This is a genomic window from Photobacterium nomapromontoriensis, from assembly GCF_050336815.1.
GTDB classification, from domain to species: Bacteria; Pseudomonadota; Gammaproteobacteria; order Enterobacterales; family Vibrionaceae; genus Photobacterium; species Photobacterium nomapromontoriensis.
The window spans coordinates 78,149-102,973 of the sequence record NZ_JAKJSL010000019.1; the positions used below are offsets into that span (position 1 = coordinate 78,149).

21 protein-coding genes are annotated in these 24,825 nt (G+C 46.5%); 7 read left to right on the plus strand and 14 right to left on the minus strand.

Features of this window, described 5'->3' with window-relative positions:
* Positions 1–304: 304 nt before the first annotated feature.
* Together L4D12_RS05525 and znuA are read right to left on the minus strand one after the other, a co-directional pair.
* Positions 305–4,030 (minus strand): hybrid sensor histidine kinase/response regulator transcription factor, encoded by a 3,726-nt coding sequence (locus tag L4D12_RS05525; protein WP_428446826.1) that lies wholly within the window; start codon positions 4,028–4,030, stop codon positions 305–307.
* 275 nt (positions 4,031–4,305) lie between these two features.
* On the minus strand, positions 4,306–5,253 hold the full coding sequence (znuA, locus tag L4D12_RS05530) for a zinc ABC transporter substrate-binding protein ZnuA (RefSeq protein ID WP_428446827.1): 948 nt from the start codon (positions 5,251–5,253) through the stop codon (positions 4,306–4,308).
* A 94-nt stretch (positions 5,254–5,347) separates the two neighbouring features.
* Between znuA and znuC the strand changes: the two genes are divergently transcribed.
* Both znuC and znuB read left to right on the plus strand, forming a co-directional pair.
* On the plus strand, positions 5,348–6,133 hold the full coding sequence (gene znuC / locus L4D12_RS05535) for a zinc ABC transporter ATP-binding protein ZnuC (RefSeq protein ID WP_428446828.1): 786 nt from the start codon (positions 5,348–5,350) through the stop codon (positions 6,131–6,133).
* On the plus strand, positions 6,126–6,911 hold the full coding sequence (znuB, locus tag L4D12_RS05540; protein WP_428446829.1) for a zinc ABC transporter permease subunit ZnuB: 786 nt from the start codon (positions 6,126–6,128) through the stop codon (positions 6,909–6,911). The genes znuC and znuB overlap by 8 nt, the downstream gene beginning before the upstream one ends.
* A 127-nt stretch (positions 6,912–7,038) precedes the next feature.
* Here znuB and sucD read toward each other — a convergent pair whose 3' ends face one another.
* From sucD to sdhC, 8 genes are all read right to left on the minus strand, one after another.
* Entirely contained in the window at positions 7,039–7,911 is an 873-nt protein-coding gene (gene sucD, locus L4D12_RS05545) for a succinate--CoA ligase subunit alpha (protein ID WP_428446830.1), read from the minus strand.
* Entirely contained in the window at positions 7,911–9,077 is a 1,167-nt protein-coding gene (gene sucC, locus L4D12_RS05550; RefSeq protein ID WP_428446831.1) for an ADP-forming succinate--CoA ligase subunit beta, read from the minus strand. The genes sucD and sucC overlap by 1 nt, the downstream gene beginning before the upstream one ends.
* A 146-nt stretch (positions 9,078–9,223) precedes the next feature.
* The gene (odhB, locus tag L4D12_RS05555; RefSeq protein WP_428446832.1) at positions 9,224–10,438 is read right to left on the minus strand and encodes a 2-oxoglutarate dehydrogenase complex dihydrolipoyllysine-residue succinyltransferase; all 1,215 of its coding nucleotides are present in this window, start codon (positions 10,436–10,438) and stop codon (positions 9,224–9,226) included.
* Positions 10,439–10,469: 31 nt separating this feature from the next.
* Positions 10,470–13,280, minus strand: a complete 2,811-nt coding sequence (gene sucA / locus L4D12_RS05560) for a 2-oxoglutarate dehydrogenase E1 component (RefSeq protein WP_428446833.1) — start codon at positions 13,278–13,280, stop codon at positions 10,470–10,472.
* Positions 13,281–13,389: 109 nt separating this feature from the next.
* Complete coding sequence (locus L4D12_RS05565) at positions 13,390–14,103, minus strand: succinate dehydrogenase iron-sulfur subunit (RefSeq protein ID WP_428446936.1); 714 nt, start codon at positions 14,101–14,103, stop codon at positions 13,390–13,392.
* Positions 14,104–14,118: 15 nt separating this feature from the next.
* Positions 14,119–15,885 carry a succinate dehydrogenase flavoprotein subunit gene (gene sdhA / locus L4D12_RS05570; protein ID WP_428446834.1) on the minus strand — a complete coding sequence of 589 codons (1,767 nt, stop codon included), beginning with the start codon at positions 15,883–15,885 and terminating at the stop codon, positions 14,119–14,121.
* Positions 15,886–16,233: a succinate dehydrogenase, hydrophobic membrane anchor protein gene (gene sdhD / locus L4D12_RS05575; protein ID WP_428446835.1), complete on the minus strand. Its 348-nt coding sequence runs from the start codon at positions 16,231–16,233 to the stop codon at positions 15,886–15,888. It lies immediately after the preceding gene.
* Positions 16,227–16,607, minus strand: a complete 381-nt coding sequence (sdhC, locus tag L4D12_RS05580) for a succinate dehydrogenase cytochrome b556 subunit (protein WP_428446836.1) — start codon at positions 16,605–16,607, stop codon at positions 16,227–16,229. Before sdhC ends, sdhD begins: the two co-directional genes overlap by 7 nt.
* A gap of 407 nt (positions 16,608–17,014) precedes the next feature.
* Between sdhC and L4D12_RS05585 the strand changes: the two genes are divergently transcribed.
* Positions 17,015–18,304, plus strand: coding sequence for a citrate synthase (locus L4D12_RS05585; RefSeq protein WP_428446837.1), 1,290 nt, complete (start codon positions 17,015–17,017; stop codon positions 18,302–18,304).
* Between the two features lie 99 nt (positions 18,305–18,403).
* Here the strand turns inward: L4D12_RS05585 and L4D12_RS05590 are convergent, their stop codons facing one another.
* Entirely contained in the window at positions 18,404–19,162 is a 759-nt protein-coding gene (locus L4D12_RS05590; protein WP_428446838.1) for a Nif3-like dinuclear metal center hexameric protein, read from the minus strand.
* 115 nt (positions 19,163–19,277) lie between these two features.
* The gene (locus L4D12_RS05595; protein WP_428446839.1) at positions 19,278–19,484 is read right to left on the minus strand and encodes a DUF2517 family protein; all 207 of its coding nucleotides are present in this window, start codon (positions 19,482–19,484) and stop codon (positions 19,278–19,280) included.
* A 132-nt stretch (positions 19,485–19,616) separates the two neighbouring features.
* On the opposite strand from L4D12_RS05595, the gene L4D12_RS05600 reads away from it, so the two are divergent.
* Entirely contained in the window at positions 19,617–20,432 is an 816-nt protein-coding gene (locus L4D12_RS05600) for a DUF1853 family protein (RefSeq protein WP_428446840.1), read from the plus strand.
* Positions 20,433–20,501: 69 nt separating this feature from the next.
* Here L4D12_RS05600 and pgm read toward each other — a convergent pair whose 3' ends face one another.
* Both pgm and seqA read right to left on the minus strand, forming a co-directional pair.
* Positions 20,502–22,148 (minus strand): phosphoglucomutase (alpha-D-glucose-1,6-bisphosphate-dependent), encoded by a 1,647-nt coding sequence (gene pgm, locus L4D12_RS05605; RefSeq protein WP_428446841.1) that lies wholly within the window; start codon positions 22,146–22,148, stop codon positions 20,502–20,504.
* A gap of 36 nt (positions 22,149–22,184) precedes the next feature.
* The gene (gene seqA, locus L4D12_RS05610) at positions 22,185–22,733 is read right to left on the minus strand and encodes a replication initiation negative regulator SeqA (RefSeq protein ID WP_428446937.1); all 549 of its coding nucleotides are present in this window, start codon (positions 22,731–22,733) and stop codon (positions 22,185–22,187) included.
* 102 nt (positions 22,734–22,835) lie between these two features.
* On the opposite strand from seqA, the gene L4D12_RS05615 reads away from it, so the two are divergent.
* The 3 genes from L4D12_RS05615 to fldA all read left to right on the plus strand — a co-directional run bounded on the left by L4D12_RS05615 (position 22,836) and on the right by fldA (position 24,587).
* Complete coding sequence (locus tag L4D12_RS05615; protein ID WP_428446842.1) at positions 22,836–23,603, plus strand: alpha/beta fold hydrolase; 768 nt, start codon at positions 22,836–22,838, stop codon at positions 23,601–23,603.
* 77 nt (positions 23,604–23,680) lie between these two features.
* Complete coding sequence (locus L4D12_RS05620) at positions 23,681–23,902, plus strand: DUF2788 domain-containing protein (protein WP_428446843.1); 222 nt, start codon at positions 23,681–23,683, stop codon at positions 23,900–23,902.
* Between the two features lie 157 nt (positions 23,903–24,059).
* Positions 24,060–24,587 (plus strand): flavodoxin FldA, encoded by a 528-nt coding sequence (gene fldA / locus L4D12_RS05625; RefSeq protein ID WP_428446844.1) that lies wholly within the window; start codon positions 24,060–24,062, stop codon positions 24,585–24,587.
* The last annotated feature ends 238 nt before the right edge of the window (positions 24,588–24,825 follow it).

Genomic DNA, 24,825 nt, shown 5'->3' on the forward strand with positions numbered 1-24,825 from the left:
TCAATAATACCGATTAAAACACCCTCAGTCATGTTTTAAATCAATAAATAAAATGCAATATTGCATTCAATGATTGCAATATTGATAAGCCATATAAAAATGATAAATCGCTACTGAGAATATATCCCTCAGAGACATCAAGATAGTCGTTTAAGAAAAAAATGTATGGCTTCTAGTCAAAATGTAACTGTGTATGCATGGTGATGCTATGCTAAAAACCGGCGTATTGAGATAACAGGGGTAGAATGATTATACGAATGAAGTGTAAATGCCCTGCTGACTAGCGGCAGGGCCTATCTAGCCTTTATGCGTCAGTAACAGGTGTCGAGCTTACTGCACCATGAGCAAACTGTGCAGGTGTTAGCCCTGTATGATTTTTAAAGCGGGCACAGAACGATGATAAATCCTTAAAGCCACAAGCCAATACCACATCAGATATTTGATCGCCCTGTTTCAACATTAAGGCAGCCTGAGCCAAGCGATACTGAATAATATAATCTTTAAACGTAAGGCCAAATTCCTGCTTAAATTTACGTAATAATGTTCGTTCCGACATATTAAGCGCCTTAGCCGCCTCTACAGACCCAAAACTTGGAAGATGCAGGTGAGTAGTAACCAGTGCTTTAACGCTATCACGCCAAAAAAGTGTCGACTCCTCATCGACACACGCAGCTATCGGCATATCCCGATGAATATTCAGCAGTTTGGAAATCACCATAAACGCATGATATACATCCACTGGCTTAGAGAGTACAGCGTGCGCCCAGCCTGCCATCAATACATCACTATGATCTATCGCATTCTCTTCTGCCACAAGGATCAACCTAGGGTTATAATCTGCTGGCAGTTCATCCGCTAACCGCTGTAGCAATTGAGTGCCATTGAGCCCCGGAAGAACCAAATCGGTGATCAACATATCCGGTGCCTGATCCTGCATCGCAATCAAAGCCTCATACCCATCCTCAACGAAAGTCAGCTGAAAATCGGGACGAAGCAGAGAAATCCAACATTCCTTGCTATCAGTACTGGCACTGGCAATCACCACGCTAGGCAGCTCTTCAGCCGATTCTATCTGATCAGGCAAAATCTCAGCGCTATGCATTGATGAACGGTACACAGGCAATCGAACAATAAACTCACTACCAACCCCCTGGTAGCTGATCACAGAAATATCTCCGTGATACAATTCGACTAACTGCTTTACCGTACTGAGCCCTAACCCAAAACCAGCTTCGATATTAAAAATAGGGTCTTCTTGATAATAACTTTCAAATAAATGTGCCTTGGTTTCGTCCGTCATTCCCTGTCCAGTATCACTGACAGAAATAACCAGTTGAGCTTGGACCTCTGTCACGTTAACCGTTATTCCACCTTTACGATCGGTATATTTGAGGGCATTTGAAAGCAAATTGCCCAGCATAACCTCCAAGTGATAAGGGGCAAGAAACACACTCACCTCTGAGGTACTGTCCTCTAAGCACAATGCAATCTGTTTCTTTTCTGCTTCAGCTTGCCAACTCATACAGCATGCCTGCAAAATCGGCCCAACACGCTGTTCATAGCGTTTTTTAGGCTCAATCAAAGCTAGCGCATCACATGACAATAGTTGCTCCGTCACATGCAGTGAATGCGTTATGTTTTTTTCAACCACATCGAGCTTACTACTGGACTGATCATGTTGCCGCAATGCTGCTAATAAACTCAATGACAGGTGTAATGGCGTGCGAAGTTCATGAGAAAGCTGCGCCATCATATTTTGTCGGATTTCTAAAATCCGTTGTAGTTGCATATTACTGGCATTAAGCAGCTTCTTTTGCATTTCAATTTTGGCTGTTTTTTTATACACAGCTTGCTTAACTTGCTGATTTTGCTCACTACCTATTCGTCTACGCCAATACCAGTGCACGAAAAATATCACCACTGCAATCAACACGAATGCACTTATTAATATAACTGACAGGTACCAAGGACGTTCAACAATAAATGAATAACGTAAAATGTCACCGTCACCACTATGTTGCCCATCAAATATGACCTCTAACTGATAACTGCCAGGAAAAAGGGACTCGATCTGTAAATAGTGACTATTTAAGCTCTGCCAATCCGACGAGACATTACCATCAGCAATCAATCGATAGGACAGCGGGCGTTCAGTTGGCACACTCAGCTCAATGCTCACCATTGAACCATAAGGTACCGACATTTTTTCCTGCCCGGCACCTCCCAACTGATGTAGCTGATTATTCACTCGGACGGCACTTACCGCCAGCGGTAGGTGATTAGCCTTAGTTGCCATTAATTGCTCAGGCTGAATCGCAACCACTCCTTCTTTGCTGCCAAATAACAATCGACCGATTTCAGTACGCTGACATGCCTGAGCATAAAATTCATTCGGAATAATACCGTCTAATCTTGAAAAATGCCGATGCATGTGGCCTTGATATGACAAATTGACTAAACCATTCGTCGTTGTTACCCATATTCCTTTACCGTCACCCACGATGCAATGCGGGTAGGCTTTCCCTCCCAACAGGGGGATCGACCGTAAAACAAGAGGTGCCAACGTTTGTGAATATTGCAAAGTATAGCGATTGGCCACCCAAAGTTGCCCCATCCTATCTTCATAAAGATCCAGTACGCCACCTTGATCAACCGTTTCAGCCACTAAATAAAGATGGCCCGCTTCAAATTGATACAAACCATAATCCGTACCGACCCAAATTTGGTATTCGCTGTCTTCTAAAATCACAGTCACGGCTTCATCGCCCATCGGATCTCGCAACCAGTGCTGGCCAAATGATACCCATTCATTCGAATCAGGCCAGTAACGGTATAATTGTGAGACCATCCCCAACCATACCGAGCCATAGTGATCAACCAAAAGGCTAGAAATGTCACCATCACGGATATGGGCTGGCATTGAAAGCGTTTCCCAGCGATGACTCTGCCGTGAATATATCCGTACTTTCGAGTCCGAGAGGATCCATAGTTCCTGCTGCCACGCATCTATTTTCTCGATATTACCCAAACTGGTATCGTGACGAATAATATCCATAAACGGTGAGAGTTCGACTAACCCATTATCAGTCGCCAGCCAATAGCTACCATTACTGGTATATTCAATATCATTGATCCGTCGCGCATTAATTTGCCCGGATTCATTTCCAAATTGCAAACGCTTAAGCAGTCCATGTACTTGCGGCTGATAACTGATCCCTTGCGGGGTAGCAACCCATAGTGCTCCTTGGGCATCCAGCTCTAAATCAATAATACGACGCCCAGTTAGCGTAAAATCACTATCATCTGAAGGCAAAAAATGACGCTGCTGAAAAGTTATTAAGTCGTATAGATACAACCCATTTTTGGTCCCAATCCAAAGACCGTTTTCTGTCATCTGTAACGCAGATATAGGCAAATTATCTCGAACACCATCTAGATGTACCTGTTCACCCGACGGGCCCCGAAATAACCCAGTCAGTGTGCCAAACCAATATTGCCCCTGAGGGTCTTGTACGATCGAAGTAACTTGCTGCTCAGGCAATAATAACTTAGGTTTTGTATCCATCTCGATGGCATATTCGTACACACCTTGTTTCACCGCAACAAAAACAGAATTGCCCACGACATAAAGCCCATACAGTTTAAGCGGATGCTGAAACGGTACTATTTTAGGTGGTAATTCAGGCTGGGTCAGTTGATACAGTCCTCGTCGATTAGCGAACCAGACACCATCACCATTACTTGCTATCGACTCAATCGGTTCCGAGCTAATATTTAGACGCAGTAATTCAGTTGTTGCTGGTGAGTAATAATAAGCCTCACTGTCTTTCAGCAACCACAGTTGTCGCCCGGCCATAACCGCATCTTCAACCTTGTTAATTGGCTGCCCCTCGCCATCACGAGCAGGTTTAAGTGAAAGTCCATCATAAAAATACAACGCCCCTCGAGTGTCGACGACCCAAAGTCCTCGCTGAGTATCCTTAATCACTTTGTTAGCAATTATCATATTACCCGGTTTGTTGATAGGCATGGGGTAAAACAGATAGTTCGAGGCGCAAGCATGACTGCCTAAAATAAAAGACATAATAAAAAGAAGAAGGGTTACTGTGATCCGTCTAAACATAGCCTAAGAAAAAAGCCATCACGCTCCGTGAGATATGTATGCTTATTATGCAATATCAGTACATTGAATATAAGCTGACATGTTTAAATTGAGGGGGCAGACATAAAAAAACGCACTAGTGTGCGTTTTTTTTACTCAATGTGTACATGCAATTGTCAACTGGCGCACTTATTCGGTGCTGTCTATTCTTTCAGGCAGGTTGAAAACTGCTGTGCCAATTGATGAAGAAACTGAACATACCCGTCTTTTCCTTCCTCAATATCCGTTGCCATTGGGTCAAGGGAACCAACATTGACTCCCGTACCACGCACCACACTACCAACTACGGCAGGAGAGAACTGTGGTTCACTGAATACGCAACGAGCTTGCGCCTCTTTTAATGATGTTCGGATTGATGCCAAGGTTTTCGCTCCAGGGCGGCGATCGGGCTCAACCGTAAAATGTCCCAGATTATTCAGCTTAAATTGATTCTCAAAATAGCCATAGCCATCATGAAAAACAAAATAACCTTGGTTTGCTAACGGCTTTAATTGTTGCTCCAGCGAAACCACCGTCCCTTCAACCGCTGAAATAAAATCAGTCAGATTCGCTTGATATTGTGCTTTATGCTCAGGATCTAGCGCAACAAGTTTATTTGTGATCACCTTGGCGGCCTGCATTGCCTGATCTGGCCCTAACCATAGGTGTGGATCAATACCTTCATGCTCATGCTCATGCTCATGCTCATGCTCATGCTCATGCTCATGCTCATGCTCATGCTCATGCTCATGCTCATCATGAGTCGCTTCATTGCTGTCATAATGACGAAAATCAATTCCTTTCTGTGCGGTTAAAGCCAGCGTATTGGATTTACCGTCAAGGATCTTGGTTAAGAACATTTCAAGCTCTGGCCCCACCCAAACCACTAAATCTGCATCGTGTAATTTTTTTGCATCAGAAGGGCGAAGCGAATAATCATGCGGTGAAACACCTGCTGGCAATAATGTTTCGTTGGTGGCCGCCCCTTGTGTCAACGCCTGAACGATCAGACTTAGCGGTTTAACTGTTGTTACCACCTTAAGCTCATCAGCCCAAAGGGACGATGAGAATAGCAGGCTTAACGTACAGCAAGAAAGAAGTAAACGGCGCATAATAGAGTTCCCTGAAATAATTCTGGATTACAATAACAGCAAAGATGTTATATTATAACATCTCACTTTGGCAAATACCTAAAGCAAAGAACTTATGACAACTTTAGTTGAATTACAGGCAGTAACAGTGACATTCGCCGAGCGGCATGTCCTGGATCAAGTGTCGCTCAAACTTGAGCGAGGACAGATCACAACCCTGATCGGCCCTAACGGAGCTGGCAAGTCGACTCTTGTCAAAGTCATTACCGGACTCAATAAACCCTCTACTGGCAAAATTATTCGTCAAAAAGGTCTTCGCATTGGCTACGTACCGCAAAAATTGTCGCTCAATGATTCGCTACCGCTGAACGTTGATCGCTTTATGCGCCTTGCTGGCCACTATCAAGCCAATGACCGAGCGCTGGCATTAGAGATGGTTAACGGCAAACACCTCCAGCACAGTAATATGCATTCACTATCCGGTGGTGAGATGCAACGCGTGCTCCTTGCCAGAGCCCTATTACAGAAACCCGACCTGCTGGTACTTGATGAACCGGTGCAAGGCGTCGATGTGAATGGCCAGTTGGAGCTTTATAGCCTGATCCAATCGCTACGCGATAAGCTAAACTGCGCAATCATGATGGTATCGCACGATCTGCATCTAGTGATGGCAAAAACGGATCATGTCATTTGTTTACACCACCACATCTGCTGCTCCGGTGAACCCAATATGATCACTAACCACCCCTCTTATGTTGCCCTGTTTGGTCGCCAGCAGAGTGAGCAGCTGGCTCTTTATCACCACCATCATAACCATGAACATGATCTCTCTGGCAACCCCGTTGGGCCTTGCCAGCACGACCACCACTCTGTAGAACAACACGAGAAACACAATGCTTGAGTTTTTACTGCCTGCGCTCATTGCAGGCATTGGTATCGCCGTCCTTGCTGGCCCGCTCGGCTCATTTGTCGTCTGGCGGAAAATGGCCTATTTTGGTGATACGCTATCACACGCCTCATTACTTGGGATCGCACTGGGGTTCTTATTTAATATTAACCTGAACCTCGCGTTGATTATCTGCTGTATGGCGCTGGCCATTATTCTCGTCAGCCTGCAACGACAAAAGTATGTCGCGACGGATACCCTATTAGGGATCCTTGCACACAGTGCTCTGTCTCTGGGCCTTGTCGCCGTCAGCTTTCTTGATCACGTCCGTATTGATCTAATGTCGTACTTATTCGGTGATTTACTCGCCGTAACCACCAGTGATCTTTATTGGATTTACGGCGGTGGCATTGTTGTAATGACTATGCTTATTTGGCTCTGGCGCCCGCTGCTGTCGATGACGATCAATGAAGAGTTAGCACAAGTTGAAGGGGTGAATGTCGATCTCATGCGCCTGCTGCTGATGCTGATGGTAGGCTTAGTTATCGCCGTCGCGATGAAATTTGTCGGTGCTTTGATTATTACTTCGCTATTGATCATTCCAGCAGCAACCGCTCGTCGGTTCTCAACAAGTCCTGAAATGATGGCAGGCTTAGCTTCTTTAATCGGTATCGCAGCGGTCATCGCGGGACTGGCAATGTCATGGCATTACGACACGCCAGCAGGTCCATCAGTGGTTGTCTCGGCTGCCGCTATCTTTATGCTTAGCCAGTTCAAGCGATCCGACGCCTAATAACGAACAAGACAAACGGATCAATAACGTATTTTAATCCGTCTTATTGGTGTGAGCGATATTTCCTGCAAACAACAAAAAACCCGCTATATGCGGGTTTTTTCATTCTGTTAATCATCCGCAAAGACTACCAATCAGTAACATCACGTAATGCTTTACCAATATCAGCTAAGCTCTTTACTGTTCGTACACCCGCAGATTCCAGCGCTTGAAATTTATCTTCAGCCGTCCCTTTACCACCAGAAATAATCGCACCAGCATGGCCCATCCGCTTACCGGCAGGTGCGGTCACACCAGCAATATAAGAGACAACAGGTTTAGTTACATTGTCTTTAATATAGGCAGCCGCTTCTTCTTCTGCTGTGCCTCCAATTTCGCCGATCATAACGATAGCTTCAGTGGCGGGGTCGTTTTCAAACAATGCCAGAATATCAATGAAGTTAGAACCCGGAATTGGATCACCACCAATGCCCACACACGTGGACTGGCCAAAGCCCTCATCAGTCGTCTGCTTAACCGCTTCATAGGTCAGGGTGCCTGAGCGCGATACAATCCCGACTTTACCCGCTTTATGAATATGACCCGGCATAATACCGATCTTACACTCATCAGGCGTGATCACGCCTGGGCAGTTCGGGCCAATCATACGCACACCAGATTCATCCAGACGTACTTTTACATCTAGCATATCTAAGGTAGGGATCCCTTCTGTAATCGTGACAATAAGCTCAATACCAGCATCAATCGCTTCCAAAATGGCATCTTTACAGAAAGGTGCAGGCACATAAATAACGGTCGCGGTTGCTCCCGTGGCTTCTACCGCTTCTCGCACAGTATTGAACACTGGTAACCCCAGATGTGAGGTTCCTCCTTTGCCTGGTGATACCCCACCAACCATCTGTGTGCCGTACTCAATCGCCTGCTCAGAATGAAATGTCCCCTGACCGCCGGTAAAGCCCTGGCAGATCACTTTGGTTTCTTTATTAATTAGTACTGACATTATTTGCCCTCCGCGGCAGCAACGACTTTTTCAGCTGCTTCGGTGAGCGAAGTCGCAGCAATGATATTCAAACCGCTTTTTGCCAATGTTTCAGCACCTAGTACCGCGTTATTCCCTTCAAGGCGCACAACCACCGGTACGGTTACACCCACTTCTTCAACGGCGCCGATGATCCCTTCTGCGATTAAATCACAGCGAACAATCCCCCCAAAAATATTCACCAAAACGGCTTTCACATTGGAATCAGACAGGATGATCTTAAAGGCTTCCGTCACCCGCTCTTTGGTTGCACCACCGCCAACATCAAGGAAATTAGCTGGCTGGCCACCATGCAGGTTAACGATATCCATCGTGCCCATTGCGAGTCCTGCACCATTAACCATGCAGCCAATATTACCATCCAGAGCAACATAGTTAAGTTCCCACTGAGCGGCGTGGGCTTCACGTTCATCATCTTGCGACGGATCATGCATTTCGCGCAGTTTCGGCTGGCGATACAATGCATTGGAATCAATATTAATTTTCCCATCAAGGCAAAGTAGACTGTCATCCCCGGTGATAACCAATGGATTGATTTCCAATAGGGCTAAGTCATAGTCAGAGAACATCTTGCCAAGACCAAGGAATATTTTTGTGAATTGCTTAATTTGATCGCCTTTAAGGCCCAGTTTAAAAGCTAATTCGCGACCTTGATAAGGTTGGGGGCCAACCAAGGGGTCAATCGCGGCCTTATGGATAAGTTCAGGTGTCTCTTCTGCTACCTTCTCGATTTCCACACCGCCCTCTGTTGAGGCCATAAATACAATACGGCGGGTACCACGGTCAACCACAGCACCAAGATACAGCTCATTAGTGATATTAGAGGCTTCTTCAACCAAAATTTTCGTGACGGGCTGGCCATTAGCATCTGTTTGGTAAGTGACAAGGTTCTTACCTAACCACTTTTGAGCAAACGCTTTAATGCCTTCTTTCGTATTATGCAGTTCAACACCGCCCGCTTTACCACGTCCACCAGCATGAACCTGGCACTTTACAACCCATTTTTCACCACCAATTTTACCCGCAGCTTCAGCTGCTTCCTGCGGGGTATCACATGCGTAACCTTCTGGAACAGGCAGACCGTACTCGGCGAACAGCTGCTTCGCCTGATATTCATGCAAATTCATCTTGTTCTATCCATTTAATTTATCCCTACGGGACGTGTTATATCCATATGAAATACTCTTGGGTATTTCTTCTTATTGACTGCTTGTCATCAAGGCCGGATGTTGAGCCAATCCGGCCTTGATGCAGTGTTACTGCTTAAGCAATATTATACGTCGAGCAGCAAACGGGTTGGATCTTCAAGTAGATCCTTGATGGTTACCAAATACCCCACAGACTCACGGCCATCCACTAAGCGGTGATCATAAGACAGAGCCAGATACATCATTGGTAAGATCTCTACCTTACCTTCTACTGCCATTGGACGATCTTGAATTTTATGCATCCCAAGAATCGCTGACTGCGGCGGATTGATAATCGGTGTCGACATCAGCGAACCAAATACTCCGCCATTGGTAATGGTGAAATTTCCTCCTGTCAGATCATCGACCGTCAACTTACCATCACGACCTTTTATCGCCAGTTCGCGGATCCCTTTTTCGATCTCAGCCAGACTCAGCTTATCGCAATCACGCAAGACAGGAGTGACCAACCCACGAGGGGTTGATACGGCAATACTCACATCAAAGAAGTTATGATAAACAATATCATCACCATCAATTGATGCATTCACTTCAGGATAACGTTTCAGCGCTTCAACAACCGCCTTCACATAGAAGGACATAAAGCCCAGTCGAATACCATGACGCTCTTCGAAAATATCTTTGTACTGCTTACGAAGATCCATGATGGGCTTCATGTTCACTTCGTTAAACGTCGTTAGCATCGCCGTGCTGTTTTTTGCTTCGAGCAGACGCTCAGCAACACGCTTACGCAAGCGAGTCATTGGTACGCGTTTTTCACTACGGTGCGCCAGTGGAACCTCGACCTTCGCTTCAACAACCGCACTAGGTGCAGGAGCGGCTTTAACGTCTTTAATTAATGCTTCAACGTCCTCTCGAGTGATACGACCACCCACACCCGTTCCTTTCACGTCAGAGGCTTTAATACTGTGTTCCCCCAACAGACGACGGACTGCAGGGCTAAGTGCCTCATTGCTTTCCTCGCCAAGCGCTGCGGTATTACGCTTGTTTGGTGATGCTTCAGCTTGTGCAGGCACATCGGCTGTTGGCTCACCCGCAACCGCGCCCACTTTGATCTTGCCAATCAATTGCTTGGTCAAAACCGTGGTACCTTCACTTTCCAAAATGGCTTCTAGAATGCCATCTTCCGGCGCCGGAACTTCCAGCACCACTTTATCGGTTTCGATATCAACCAAAACTTCATCACGTGTAACGGCATCGCCTGGCTGTTTATGCCAAGTAGCCACTGTCGCATCTGCAACTGATTCAGGTAAATCGGGAACCAGAATTTCGATCGTCATAGCGGTTTTGTCCTTATTGTTCCAGTTCTTATTAAGCTATTGTCAATGCGTCTTCAACGAGCGCGCGTTGCTGTTTCAAGTGAACCGACATATACCCAACAGCCGGTGATGCGGACGCTGGTCGTCCTGCATAGTCCAACTGAGCATCGGCAGGAAGAGCAGATCGGAAGTTATGCTGGCTTGAATACCAAGCCCCCTGATTCTGTGGCTCTTCCTGACACCAAATAAAATCAGTCACATGTTGATAATCTGTTAGTGCCGCTTCAACATCTTCTTTCGGGAACGGGTATAGCTGCTCAATACGAATAATCGCAACATCGGTCTGTTCTTGTTTACGACGCTGCTCAAGCAGATCAAAATAAACCTTGCCCGAACAGAACACAACTCGCTTAACCTGCTTCGGATCAAGCGGATCAATCTCACCAATCGCAGGCTGGAACGTCCCATTTGCTAGCTCATCCATCGTAGAGATACACAATGGGTGACGAAGTAACGATTTAGGTGACATCACTATCAGAGGACGACGCATTGGTCGTACGACCTGACGACGTAACATGTGATAAACCTGAGCGGGGGTAGACGGGATCACGACCTGCATATTTTGTTCAGCGCACAGTTGCAGATAACGCTCCAACCTAGCTGAGGAATGCTCTGGCCCCTGACCTTCATAGCCATGAGGCAGTAACATTGTTAGGCCACACATACGCCCCCACTTCTGCTCGCCTGAACTGATAAACTGGTCGACAACTACTTGGGCACCATTGGCAAAATCGCCAAACTGCGCTTCCCACACCGTCAGGCCACTCGGCTCTGCAGTGGCATATCCATATTCAAAAGCCAATACTGCTTCTTCAGATAGCACGGAGTCAAATACTTGGAATGGTCCCTGCTTATCATGAATATTAGCCAATGGGATATAGGTACTGGCGTCACCCTGATTGTGCAACACGGCATGGCGATGGAAAAATGTACCTCGCCCTGAATCTTGGCCTGTAATACGGATACGTTTACCTTCATCCACCAACGTTGCATACGCCAGTGTCTCAGCCATACCCCAGTCCAGCATTTTCTCACCAGACGCCATCGCCAAGCGATCGTTATATAGCTTCTGAACACGGCTTTGTAACTTATGGCTTTCTGGAATCTGACAAATTCGCAGGGCAAGATCCTGCAAACGAGCGATATCCACTCTATTCGCCCAGCCGACTGTCCAGTCATGCCCTAGGTATGGAGACCAATCCACAGAGTGCATTTTCATTGGTCGCCATTCCTTCACCACGCATTCACCACGATCTAACGCGTCGCGATATTCATTGATCAGCCCAGTCGCCGTTTCCAAATCCACCGTACCTGCATCAGTCAGTGCATCGGCATATATCTTACGCGGCGTCGGGTGTTTCTTGATTTTTTGGTACATCAACGGCTGCGTGGCATTCGGCTCATCCGCTTCGTTATGTCCATGACGGCGATAGCACACTAAATCGATAACAACATCACGCTTGAAGGTGTTGCGGTATTCAAGGGCAATACGCGTCACAAAAGCGACAGCTTCAGGATCATCGGCATTCACATGGAAGATAGGTGCCTGTACCATTTTGGCAATATCGGTACAGTACTGGGTTGAGCGGGTATCGTTTGGATTGGAGGTGGTAAAACCGATCTGGTTATTCACCACAATACGAATAGTACCACCGACGCGGTAACCACGCGACTGAGACATATTAAATGTTTCAGCAACAACGCCTTGCCCCGCTATCGCGGAGTCACCATGAATGGTGATTGGCAGTACCTGCGAGCCATCTCGGTCATTAAGGCGATCCTGACGAGCGCGTACTGAGCCCACGACAACCGGATTAACAATTTCAAGGTGTGATGGGTTAAATGCCAACACCAGATGGACATCACCACCAGGGGTTGCGAAATCAGCAGAGAAACCTTGGTGATATTTAACATCACCCGTTCCCCAACTCTCGCCATGCTTCCCCGCAAACTCATCAAATAAATCTTGCGGTTTTTTCCCAAGTACATTCACAAGCATGTTCAGTCGGCCACGGTGAGCCATCCCAACCACAACTTCTCGGATACCATTTGTTCCTGCGTAACGGATCAGCTCTTTCACCATTGGGATCATGGCATCACCACCTTCCAAGGAGAATCGCTTCGCTCCCGGGAATTTCGCCCCTAAGTATCGCTCTAGGCCTTCCGCTGCCGTTAACTCATCAAGAAACGTCAGCTTCTCTTCCTGACTGAATGCGCCCTGACCAACGACCGACTCCAATCGCTGCTGAATCCAGCGTTTTTCCTCGGTGTTAGTGATGTGCATGTACTCGGCACCAATTGAACCGCAATAGGTTTTCTTCAGCGCATCATACAACTCAGATAACTTCATGGTCTCTTGCCCGATGGCAAATGACCCCACGTTAAACGTTTCATTGAAATCATCTTCTGTTAGGTTATGGAACTCAGGAGCGAGATCGGGAACTCGCTCCTGCTGCCATAAACCCAATGGGTCCAAATTCGCGTGCTGATGTCCACGGAAACGGTATGCATTAATAAGCTGCAATACCCTCACCTGCTTGGCATCAACGTCTGGATCACTGACGTTAGCACTTAGATAGGTTGTTTCCTTTGCGAGACGCCGAAAATAGTCACGAACACGTGAATGAGGCTGCTCAACAACCGTTTCATTAACCACAGGTAAGTCACTAAAAATATGACGCCATTCTTCGTCTACCAATTCTGGATCGCTAAGATACAACTCGTAGAGATCCTCTACATAAGTTGCATTGGCGCCAGCCAGGTGTGAAGACTCAAGCCAAGTCTTCATAACGCCGTTCTGCATTGTTTTCCCTTAACCACTAGTTATCGCCGTTTGCACCGGTCTCAAAGCCGGGCTTAAAGCTGGCTCACGACAGCGAATCGAAAAGCCAGCATATCGATAATTCGAAATATTAGACTGCGCGCTTAAGCAACATTGTCTTGATGTGACCAATCGCCTTCGTCGGATTTAGCCCCTTAGGACAAACATTTACACAGTTCATGATGCCATGGCAACGAAAAACACTAAAAGCATCGTCCAAATCGGCCAAACGTTCATCAGTTGCAGTATCACGGCTATCAATTAGCCAACGGTAGGCAGCCAACAGGCCTGCCGGGCCAATAAATTTATCCGGATTCCACCAAAATGACGGACACGATGTCGAACAACATGCGCACATAATACAATCATATAGGCCGTCAAGATGGGCTCGCTCTTCCGGTGATTGCAGGTTTTCACGCGCCGGAGGTTGGCTTCCTTCATCTATCAGATACGGCTTCACCTTCGCATAGTTGGTATAGAATTGTTCCATATCGATGATCAGATCACGGATCACTGGCAAGCCCGGTAATGGACGAATAACGATGGTCGTCTCCCCCATAAAGGCTGATAACGGCGTAATACATGCTAAACCGTTTTTACCGTTCATATTGATACCATCCGAACCACACACCCCTTCTCGGCAAGAACGGCGAAAAGATAACGTCGGGTCTTGCTCCTTAAGCAGAATAAGCGCATCGAGTACCATCATATCCGAACCTTCTGGCACATCAAGGGTGTAGCCCTTCATATGTGGCGCGTTATCAACATCAGGGTTATAACGGTAAATCGAGAAATTCAACTTCATCATCTATCCCTCCCCTTAGTAAGTACGCGCTTTTGGCGGAAATGCTTCCCGATGTACTGGAGTCATATTAACCTGACGCTTTGACATCTGTTCAGTATCCGGATTGTAAATAGAATGGCATAACCAACTCGCATCATCTCGTTCTGGAAAATCAAATCGTGCATGGGCACCACGGCTCTCAGTACGATAATTGGCAGCCACAGCAGTGGCGTAAGCAGTTTCCATCAAGTTATCCAGTTCCAGGCATTCTACACGCTGAGTATTAAACTCACTTGACGTGTCGTCGAGCCGAGCGTCTTTCAGGCGTTCACGGATCACTTTCAACTCTTCCAGCCCAGTCGCCATTGCCGCTCCTTCACGGAAGACAGAAAAATTATTCTGCATACACGTTTGGAGATCTTTACGGATTTGAACAGGATCTTCACCATTCTGTGTACGATTCCAACGGTTAACCCGAGCCAAAGAGGCTTCAATATCAGAGTCTGTTGCAGGACGTGCCTCTGTTTGAGCTAAAAGCGTTTCACCAAGATGCAGGCCCGTCGCGCGGCCAAATACCACCAGATCAAGCAGGGAGTTACCGCCCAAGCGGTTAGCGCCATGTACCGATACCGACGCGATTTCTCCACACGCAAACAGGCCTTGCACCTCAACATCACTACCCGCGTCGGTTTGCTTAATCGCCTGACCTGATACTTGCGTTGGCACCCCACCCATCATGTAATGGCAGGTTGGGATCACCGGAATCGGCTCCTTGACGGGATCGACATGGGCAAAGGTACGAGAGAGTTCACAGATACCCGGCAGACGCGATTCCAGCACGTCTTTACCTAGATGATCAAGTTTAAGCTTAAGATGTGGCCCCCATGGCCCATCGCAACCTCGACCTTCGCGGATCTCAACCATCATTGAGCGAGCGACCACATCACGCCCTGCCAAGTCTTTGGCATTCGGTGCATAACGCTCCATAAAGCGCTCACCATCTTTATTAAGCAGATAGCCACCTTCACCTCGACAACCTTCTGTGACCAAGACCCCGGCTCCGGCAATACCGGTTGGGTGAAACTGCCACATTTCCATGTCTTGCATCGGTACACCTGCACGCAGTGCCATACCCACACCATCACCAGTATTAATATGTGCATTGGTGGTTGATGCATAAATCCGCCCCGCACCGCCTGTTGCGAGGATGGTGGCCTTGGACTTGAAGTAACAAATTTCGCCTGTTTCCATACACAATGCGGTACAGCCTAAAATCGCACCATCTTGATTTTGCACTAAATCAAGCGCATACCACTCAGAGAATATCGTGGTTTTATGTTTTATATTCTGCTGATACAAGGTATGAAGCAACGCATGACCAGTACGGTCAGCAGCCGCAGCTGTACGTGCTGCTTGCTCACCGCCAAATTCTTTCGATTGCCCACCAAAAGGGCGCTGGTAAATGGTGCCATTATCAAACCGCGAAAATGGTAACCCCATTTTCTCTAGCTCAATGACCGATTTCGGCCCATTCTTACACATATATTCAATGGCATCCTGATCCCCAATGTAATCCGATCCTTTTACGGTATCGTACATGTGCCACTGCCAGTTATCCGGATGAGAATTACCCAACGCAACAGTGATTCCACCCTGAGCAGACACGGTATGTGATCGAGTAGGGAATACTTTTGATAGCAAAGCACATTTCAAGCCTTGCTCTGAAATTTGCAGAGCGGCACGCATACCTGCACCACCAGCACCAATAACTACGGCATCAAATTCACGAACTGCAATGCTCACTTATACACCCCACACAATGAAGAAACCCGAGAACAGGTAAGCCAAAAGAACAACAACAACACCAAACTGAATACCAGCACGCAATATGGCGGACTTAATATAGTCAGTCAGTACTTGCCATAGTCCAATCCAGGCATGGATCAAAATCGACAACAACGCCAGCATCGTAAAAACCTTAGTGCTTAATTGACTAAAAAATGCTGTCCACGTTTGAAATGTCAGTTCAGGCCCGAAGGCAAAAAAACCAACCATATAGAGGGTATAAAAGGTGAGAATTACAGCGGTCGCACGGATCAAAATAAAATCATGAATGCCATTACGGCCAATTGTCGAAACATTGTTTACCATACTAACCCCCCAACAAAAAGAGACAGTACTGCAACAATCACGAAACTGACTTTAGCACTGACGATACCGGTTTCCATTTCTTCAAAATATCCCATATCCATCAATAGATGACGGATCCCCACCACAAGATGATAAAACAATGCGGTTAATATTCCCCACAGTACGAATTTCACAAAGAAACTGTCGACAATACTGACAGCACTGGCGAAACCATCGGCGGAAGATAAGGATAGATTGAGAAGCCACAGTAAAATGGCAACAGCAACAAAGGTGATCACGCCTGAGACGCGGTGTAAAATTGACGCTATCGCTGTTAAAGGCAAGCGAATCGTCTGTAGGTCGAGGTTGATAGGTCTTGGCTTATTTACTTTCACGGTGATTGCCCACTCAGCTCCATTGAAGCAATTTTATTGTTATAACTCTCCGTTCCCGCTTAGACCGAACAACAGCATTAACATTAGAGCAACGTCATGTTGCGCAAATGTTTAGTGAGCAAATAGCACCAAACAACACCTAACTCACTGAAGTAATTGATAATTTAAGTATTTATACCCGGCAATAGCAGAACCAGAGACCTGTTGCGAGTATACGCTTCGCAACAATCAAATACAAATGTCGTTACATGACCGCTAACACGCTTTTAGATATTTGCATATTTTTATCCAAACTTATTAACAAGCGCACACAAGCAAGTACAAAAATTGACATTTTCACCGCCTAGCGGTACAACAATCATACATCCGCCTTGGATTAGGATTATAAAAATACAAAGGAGATTGTTATGGCAGACAAGAAAGCGACTCTTCATATTGAAGGGGAAGCACCCGTCGAACTGCCGATTATCGGGGGCACAGAAGGGCCTGAAGTACTTGATGTACGCAAATTGGGTGCTAACGGTTACTTTACATACGACCCTGGTTTTCTCGCTACTGCATCATGTGAATCTCAAATCACCTACATTGATGGTGATAATGGTATCCTTCTTCACCGCGGTTATGCGATTGATGAACTCGCCAACAACGCCGATTACCTCGAGGTTTGTTATATCCTGCTATACGGGGAAGTTCCTACACGCGCCCAGTATGAGACATTCCGCACTACTGTGACTCGTCACACCATGGTACATGAGCAAATTTCAAGCTTCTTCCACGGCTTCCGCCGTGATGCGCACCCTATGGCCGTCATGTGTGGTGTGGTTGGTGCGTTAGCGGCGTTCTATCATGATTCACTGGATATCAATAACGAAACACACCGTGAAATCACGGCCTTCCGTCTGCTATCCAAAATGCCAACTTTGGCTGCGATGTGTTACAAATATTCCATCGGCCAGCCATTTATCTTCCCTCGAAACGATCTTGATTATGCGGAAAATTTCCTGCATATGATGTTCGCCACCCCTTGTGAAGAGTATGAAGTAAGCCCTGTGGTATCACGTGCCATGGATAAAATTTTCATTCTTCACGCCGATCATGAACAAAATGCATCAACCTCAACCGTCCGTTTGGCCGGTTCATCAGGCGCTAACCCGTTTGCTTGTATCGCGGCAGGTATTGCTTCACTTTGGGGACCTGCCCACGGTGGTGCGAATGAAGCTTGCCTCAAAATGCTGGAAGAGATCGGCAGTGTCGACATGATCCCTGAGTTTGTTGAACGCGCCAAAGATAAAGATGATCCATTCCGTCTTATGGGCTTTGGTCACCGTGTTTACAAAAACTATGATCCACGTGCGACTGTCATGCGTGAAGCTTGCCATGATGTACTGAACGAACTCAACATTCAGGACCCATTGCTCGATGTTGCAATGGAACTGGAGCGTATCGCATTAAGTGATGAGTATTTTATTGAGAAAAAACTCTACCCTAACGTTGATTTCTACTCAGGTATTATTCTCAAGGCGATCGGTATTCCAGTGTCGATGTTTACCGTGATCTTCGCGATGTCTCGTACTATCGGCTGGATTGCCCATTGGGATGAAATGCACAATGACCCAGGCAATCGTATTGGTCGTCCACGCCAGCTTTATACTGGTTATACTCAACGTGATTTTAACCCGCTTCACGAACGTGAATAATTCACGTTTTAGTCACCCATAATAAAAAAAGGGCCTTTCGGCCCTTTTTTCTGATCATCATTTTATCTGATCGATGATGTCACTAAAACATCCCGCTATTTATACGGGATTGGCAATATCAATAAAGGCTACATCAAAACCATGTTCTTGAGAAAGGTACTCCCCTAACGCTTTAATACCATATCGCTCTGTTGCGTGATGACCTGCACTAAAATAATGAATACCCAGTTCACGGGCTATATGCACTGTCCGCTCTGACACTTCACCAGAAATAAAAGCATCAAGCCCTTTTTGTGCCGCCAGCTCAATATAATCCTGTCCGCCGCCAGTACACCATCCAACCGTTTTAATCTGTTGTGGCGCATTATCACCAATGTGCAGCGGTTCACGGTGCAGAGTCATCGCAATCCGTGCGGCCAACTCTTCCCCGCTTAGCGATTGCTCAAATTCACCATAAATTGCGACTGAATGCGGGTTACCCGCTTCTAATCCACCTAGCACATCAATACCAAGCAACTCGGCTAATTTCGCGTTATTACCCAACGTCGGATGTATATCTAATGGCAGGTGATAACCATAAAGGTTAATGCCATTCTCGATCAACGCCTTGATACGACGGTATTTCATCCCACGAATTTCTGCTGGCTCACCCTTCCAGAAAAAACCATGGTGAACCAACAACGCATCCGCTTTTTCCTCAATTGCTCTATCGATCAAAGCTTGGCATGCCGTTACACCTGTGACGATTTTCTTTATCTCACTTCGTCCTTCAATCTGCAGCCCATTAGGACAATAATCGTGAATAAGGTGCGGGCTTAATAAGTCATTGAGTACGAATTCTAATTGGGTGTTATTCATATCAGCTTCCTTCTTGATTCTTATGGCTAAGGTAACTTAGTTATACATTCTAACGCGAAACAGACATGAAAAAAGCCGCAATACTAGCGGCTTCTGTAACGGTATTGGTCATCGCTTAATACAAGCCTTTTGCGGCCTCTTCAGTGAGCAAAAGCCAGACAGGTTTGGTACTTGTTTTCAACCAATAGCGATGCAGGTAACTGTATAGCTTGGCGCGCAATGACAGCGGAGTCAGGAACATTACCGGAAATGTCGCCACACCAACAAACACCACCATTGTACGTCGAAAAAGAATATACTTCTTAGAGTAATGGGTATACATATCGCCTCCTGCATCCACGTCAACCAAACTGGTCATACCTCACTAATGTAGGATAAACAATTAGGCAACACTACCTAAAACCAGTTAATCCATTAGGTTTTATCATTATAAATAATAAGGTTTTATAGCCAAATGACTCTAACTTACACGAGGACTGCGGCAGATAAGCATTCTCACAACAACTTCCTAGCAGTACTGCAACTGCCACCATTGCTTGCGGGTCACCCATTTATTGCCGATCCATTTTGGCTTGAGAAATTTGCCAGTCATGCCGTTGTCCCTGAATCAATCACTTACCAGGGCAATCATCGCTTAGGTTTTTTCTACCAGTGGTTATGGCAACAATTGATTATTCATCACCCCCACTATGAATTGGTTGCAGAAGAAATCCAACTGCATGTCGACGGTAAAACTGTCGGTGCCATTGATTTTTTAGTCACAAATAGCCTGACCGGACAACTCGAGCACTGGGAGGTGGCGATTAAATTCTATTTGGCTTTGGGCAATAGCTGGCCCGGTCCTAACGCACAGGACAACCTGGATAAAAAAGCACATCGAATGCTAACCCACCAGCTCATGCTGTCACACCACTCGGCTTATCAGCAACAGCTCCATCATTATTATGGGCAACCTGCAGTAAAGCGACTGATCATGCAAGGACGGCTATTTTTCTCGACAAACAAAAGCAATATCGGCTCAGATATCACCATCAACCCATCAGCCAGTACTGGGCAATGGTGTTACGCTGCCGATAGCGCCCACTTAACTCTACAGGCCATAGCCAAAACCGACTGGATTGCTCCACCACCCTATAGTGCCCTCTGCGCCACCCCAGTATTAACAACCATTTCTCACCCCACCATGGCCGTCGCACCTGACGATACCATATGGTTTGTGATGCCTGACAATTGGCCTGCCTCATCGATGAAAGCAACCGATCAGGCATAAAAAAACGCCCACTGTTAAAGCAGGCGTTTTATCACAAAGCTGATCATTGAGCGATCATGTTAGGACAACTTATAGTCCAGCGTCAGCAAAGACCTTACTGACAATTTCCTGTGCTTCTTGTTCAAGCAAAGCCAAGTGCTCTTTACCCTTAAAGCTTTCACAGTAAATTTTGTAAATGTCTTCTGTACCTGACGGACGCGCAGCAAACCAACCGTTAGCTGTGGTCACCTTCAGGCCGCCAATCGCGGCACCATTGCCTGGCGCATGAGTAAGTCGGGCGGTAATCACATCACCTGCCAGCGATTCTGCAGCAACCATCTCAGGTGATAGTTTGCTCAGAATCGCTTTCTGCTCACCATTAGCAACAGCCTGCAGACGGTTATATTCAGAGGCACCGTGTTTAGCGGCAAGCTCTTCATAATACTGCTGTGGATTCTTACCCGTTACCGCGGTGATTTCAGCCGCGAGTAAACACAGCAGAATACCATCTTTATCAGTCGACCACGGTGTACCGTCCATACGTAGGAACGACGCCCCAGCACTTTCTTCACCACCAAAGCCAAGCTCACCGCTGTACAGGCCATCGACAAACCACTTAAAGCCCACAGGAACTTCGCATAGCTCACGGCCAAGATCGGCCACTACACGGTCAATCAAAGCACTAGAGACTAGCGTTTTGCCCACTGCAACTTGCTGCCCCCAGTCAGGGCGGTGGCGGTAGAGATAATCGATACACACTGCCAGATAATGATTTGGATTCATTAAGCCAGCTGGCGTAACAATACCGTGGCGATCGTAGTCAGGATCATTACCAAACGCCAAATCATACTTATCCTTATGCGCTAGCAGACCCGCCATTGCGTAAGGTGACGAACAATCCATCCGTACTACGCCGTCTTTATCCAGCGACATAAAACGGAAAGATGGATCGATCGAGTCATCAACCAAGGTTAGATCCAAGCCATAATGACTCGCAATCTGGCGCCAGTATTCAATGCCTGAACCACCAAGAGGATCCACACCAATTTTTAAGTTGGCTTGTTGAATCGCCGCCATGTCGACAACATTCACGAGATCATCAACATAAGGTGCAACCAGCTCGCGCTCTTCAACGAGTTCACTAGCAAAGGCCGCTTCAATCGGAACACGTTTAACATCCACTAAGCCAGCGGCAATAATTTCGTTAGCGCGGCTTTCGATAGCCGTTGTCAACGCACCTTCTGCCGGGCCACCGTGTACAGGGTTGTACTTGATGCCACCGTCTTGAGGTGGGTTATGCGATGGCGTGATGACAATACCATCCGCTTTTGCATCGTTAACCGAGTTATGACATAAGATGGCATGTGATACACCCGGCGTCGGGGTATACCCTCGGCCTTGCTGAATCACTACCTGCACACCGTTCGCCACCAGCACTTCCAATGTGGAAGTAAATGCAGGCTCTGACAACGCATGGGTATCTTTACCCAAGAACAATGGACCGGTTACACCATTTGCCGCACGCACTTCAGCAACCGCTTGTGCAATTGCCCAAATATGGTGCTGGTTAAATGTCCCCTTGTCGGCTGTTCCTCGATGACCCGAGGTGCCAAAAGCTACTTGCTGCTGTGGATTTTGAGCACAAGGCTCAATCAGAAAATAGTTTGCAACCAATGCCGGTATATTGTGCATATCTTCTTGCTGAGCACGCTGCCCAGCACGAGGATGAATCGCCATTAACGTATCCTTGTAAGAAGTGAGGCCTAATGCCTGTTAAATTTCACCGCAAACTTTTTCAATGATGTCAGAACCGAAGCTCATTTTGATCATCAGCTGTTCGATCATCTGACGTTTACGATCAGTATTCGTATTTGTGATCACCCAAAATGGGGTATCAGGGATTGACTTAGGCTTGGTCGTTTTACCACTGGCCAGCAGCGTCTCTTCGCTATCGGCAAAATAAACGCGTGTACGACCCTTAATGGCAGCAGCCTCTGCAAAGCCTTGCGGATCGATACGATAAAGCGAGGATAAAACCAGCATAAATCGGCCAATCGCTTTTTCTTGTGCCGCAAACTCATCAGATATCAAAAGAGAACGCATCTCTTTAACACGATCAGTATGGACCGCATTACCGGCATCTTTGCTAACCACGATCCCTTTAGGGCGAACAGGCATCACTACAGCATGCTGTAATGTCTCTCCCGATTGCTCTGGTACCATCAGCAAGCGTCGTAGGATATCCGATGCGCTCTCGCCAATGTGTTGGGTTTGGCTAGCGATATAACGATATAGCTCGTCGTCAACCTCAATAGTCTTCATCGTAGTGTTCATTATCGTTCCGTTTAAAAATCACCGTGAGATTATAACGTGAACCGAGGTTATACTCTACGGTAAAGCGTTAACAACAAGAGAAAATAGTCAGTGAATCTTCATTACCAAGTAGAAGGCCAAGGTGACGCGATCGTATTGATCCATGGCCTGTTTGGCAGTGCCGACAACCTCGGCTTAGTTGCCAGATCGTTGAAAGATAAATATAAAGTGATCAGTGTCGATCTGCGAAATCATGGGCTTTCACCACACTGTATCCCCTTTTCTTACCGCGACATGGCCAATGATGTACTGACTGTTATCAATCAACTTGATATTGAGAGCTTCTCTCTAATTGGCCACTCGATGGGTGGTAAAGTCGCCATGGCGCTCACCGAACTGGCTGCAAATCGGATCAAGCATCTCGTCGTACTTGATATTGCCCCGGTGCATTACCTTGTGCATCGTCACCAAAATGTATTTGCCGGATTACGGGAAGTCAATCAGCACACCGTCAGCAAACGTAGCGAGGCTGAACAATTTCTTGCAATGCATGTGGTCGAGCCCGGGGTTCGCCAGTTTCTGCTTAAATCTTTTGTCAAACAAGATGATGGAACCTATGGCTGGCGTTTCAATGTTGAAGGGCTAATCGCTAACTATGACACCATCATGGGCTGGCAAGAGATCGTGCCTTTTCAGGGTAAAACCTTGTTCATCAAAGGACAGAACTCTGAATACATTTTAGCGGAACACCGTGATGCGATAGGAAGACAATTTCCTTCGGCTAAAGCCCACCTTGTTGCCAATACAGGCCACTGGCTCCATGCCGAAAAGCCCGAGACGGTAAATCGCATCATTTTGAACTTCTTACAGACGGCTTAACGTTAACAGCCGGGTATTGTCTATGATATAGTGCGCGACTAACACTGCGTTGACGATAATACGGTAAGGAGACACCGATGTTGTATGAGCATATGGACTTGCTAGAATCACTCGGGCTGGATTTACTCTTTGCTGCCATTTTCTTCTTTATCGGCATGGCCATTAAAGATGTGCTAAAGCAAGGTAATGTGCCACCATTTGGTCGAAAAATTGTCTGGCTGGTCCTTTTTCTAGGCTGTGCTGGCTTTATCACCAAGGGGCTGATCCAGATTAGCTGGGAAGGCGCTGGTATCAGTTAGAATTGAATATCACAATCTGTAGTGATCAAGATACCAAGCACACCGTCTAGTGCCGTTATCAATCACTACTGTATTCAGGGGGACTCCCTGATGATCAATTATGTATCGCGTTAACAGTTTAGTTAACGGTCAACAATTAATACGGGTAATTTCTACTATGGCGAGTGTAGGACTCTTCTTTGGTAGCGACACAGGTAACACCGAAGCTGTCGCTAAAATGATCCAAAAGCAGCTAGGCAAAAACCTGGTTGAAGTAAAAGATATCGCGAAGAGCAGCAAAGAAGATATCGATAATTTTGACCTGCTATTACTGGGTATTCCAACTTGGTATTACGGTGAGCCTCAATGTGACTGGGATGATTTTTTCCCAGAACTCGAAAACATCGACTTCTCCACCAAGCTTGTAGCCATTTTCGGCTGCGGTGACCAAGAAGACTACGCCGAATATTTCTGTGATGCGATGGGCACTGTGCGTGACATCGTTGAAGGCCGCGGTGCAACAATCGTAGGTCACTTCCCTACTGACGGCTTTGAGTTTGAAGCCTCTAAAGCTCTTGTCGACGATAACCACTTTGTTGGCCTGTGCATTGATGAAGATCGTCAACCAGAACTGACTGAAGCACGCGTTGAGCAGTGGGTTAAGCAGATTTTTGACGAAATGTGTCTGGCTGAACTCGCAGACTAAGACATAGTGCAACGACTGATAAACGCCAGAGCCTCCCGCTCTGGCGTTTTTTTATCGCGTTATATACTCCACAGTTATGCACTATCGACCTGTCACCTCACACTCCATTGCGCAACAAACCCGCAACATAAAGAAAAGTTAGATATCAGCAATATTGACCGGGTTTAAGGTTTATTGTTACCTTGTGGTCACTTATAATGGGGAAAGCAGAGAAAGACTACCGCATCATGTGGGTGCG

Bases quoted from the DNA above. Each gene is read 5' to 3' on its own strand.
- sdhD (WP_428446835.1), bottom strand. From the start codon at position 16,233: ATGGTAAACAATGTTTCGACAATTGGCCGTAATGGCATTCATGATTTT.
- fldA (WP_428446844.1), top strand. From the start codon at position 24,060: ATGGCGAGTGTAGGACTCTTCTTTGGTAGCGACACAGGTAACACCGAA.
- znuB (WP_428446829.1), top strand. From the start codon at position 6,126: ATGCTTGAGTTTTTACTGCCTGCGCTCATTGCAGGCATTGGTATCGCC.
- sucA (WP_428446833.1), bottom strand. From the start codon at position 13,280: ATGCAGAACGGCGTTATGAAGACTTGGCTTGAGTCTTCACACCTGGCT.
- znuC (WP_428446828.1), top strand. From the start codon at position 5,348: ATGACAACTTTAGTTGAATTACAGGCAGTAACAGTGACATTCGCCGAG.
- seqA (WP_428446937.1), bottom strand. From the start codon at position 22,733: ATGAAGACTATTGAGGTTGACGACGAGCTATATCGTTATATCGCTAGC.
- L4D12_RS05620 (WP_428446843.1), top strand. From the start codon at position 23,681: ATGTTGTATGAGCATATGGACTTGCTAGAATCACTCGGGCTGGATTTA.
- odhB (WP_428446832.1), bottom strand. From the start codon at position 10,438: ATGACGATCGAAATTCTGGTTCCCGATTTACCTGAATCAGTTGCAGAT.
- sucC (WP_428446831.1), bottom strand. From the start codon at position 9,077: ATGAATTTGCATGAATATCAGGCGAAGCAGCTGTTCGCCGAGTACGGT.
- L4D12_RS05600 (WP_428446840.1), top strand. From the start codon at position 19,617: ATGACTCTAACTTACACGAGGACTGCGGCAGATAAGCATTCTCACAAC.
- sucD (WP_428446830.1), bottom strand. From the start codon at position 7,911: ATGTCAGTACTAATTAATAAAGAAACCAAAGTGATCTGCCAGGGCTTT.
- L4D12_RS05565 (WP_428446936.1), bottom strand. From the start codon at position 14,103: ATGAAGTTGAATTTCTCGATTTACCGTTATAACCCTGATGTTGATAAC.
- L4D12_RS05525 (WP_428446826.1), bottom strand. From the start codon at position 4,030: ATGCCTATCAACAAACCGGGTAATATGATAATTGCTAACAAAGTGATT.
- L4D12_RS05590 (WP_428446838.1), bottom strand. From the start codon at position 19,162: ATGAATAACACCCAATTAGAATTCGTACTCAATGACTTATTAAGCCCG.
- L4D12_RS05595 (WP_428446839.1), bottom strand. From the start codon at position 19,484: ATGTATACCCATTACTCTAAGAAGTATATTCTTTTTCGACGTACAATG.
- L4D12_RS05585 (WP_428446837.1), top strand. From the start codon at position 17,015: ATGGCAGACAAGAAAGCGACTCTTCATATTGAAGGGGAAGCACCCGTC.
- pgm (WP_428446841.1), bottom strand. From the start codon at position 22,148: ATGGCGATTCATCCTCGTGCTGGGCAGCGTGCTCAGCAAGAAGATATG.
- znuA (WP_428446827.1), bottom strand. From the start codon at position 5,253: ATGCGCCGTTTACTTCTTTCTTGCTGTACGTTAAGCCTGCTATTCTCA.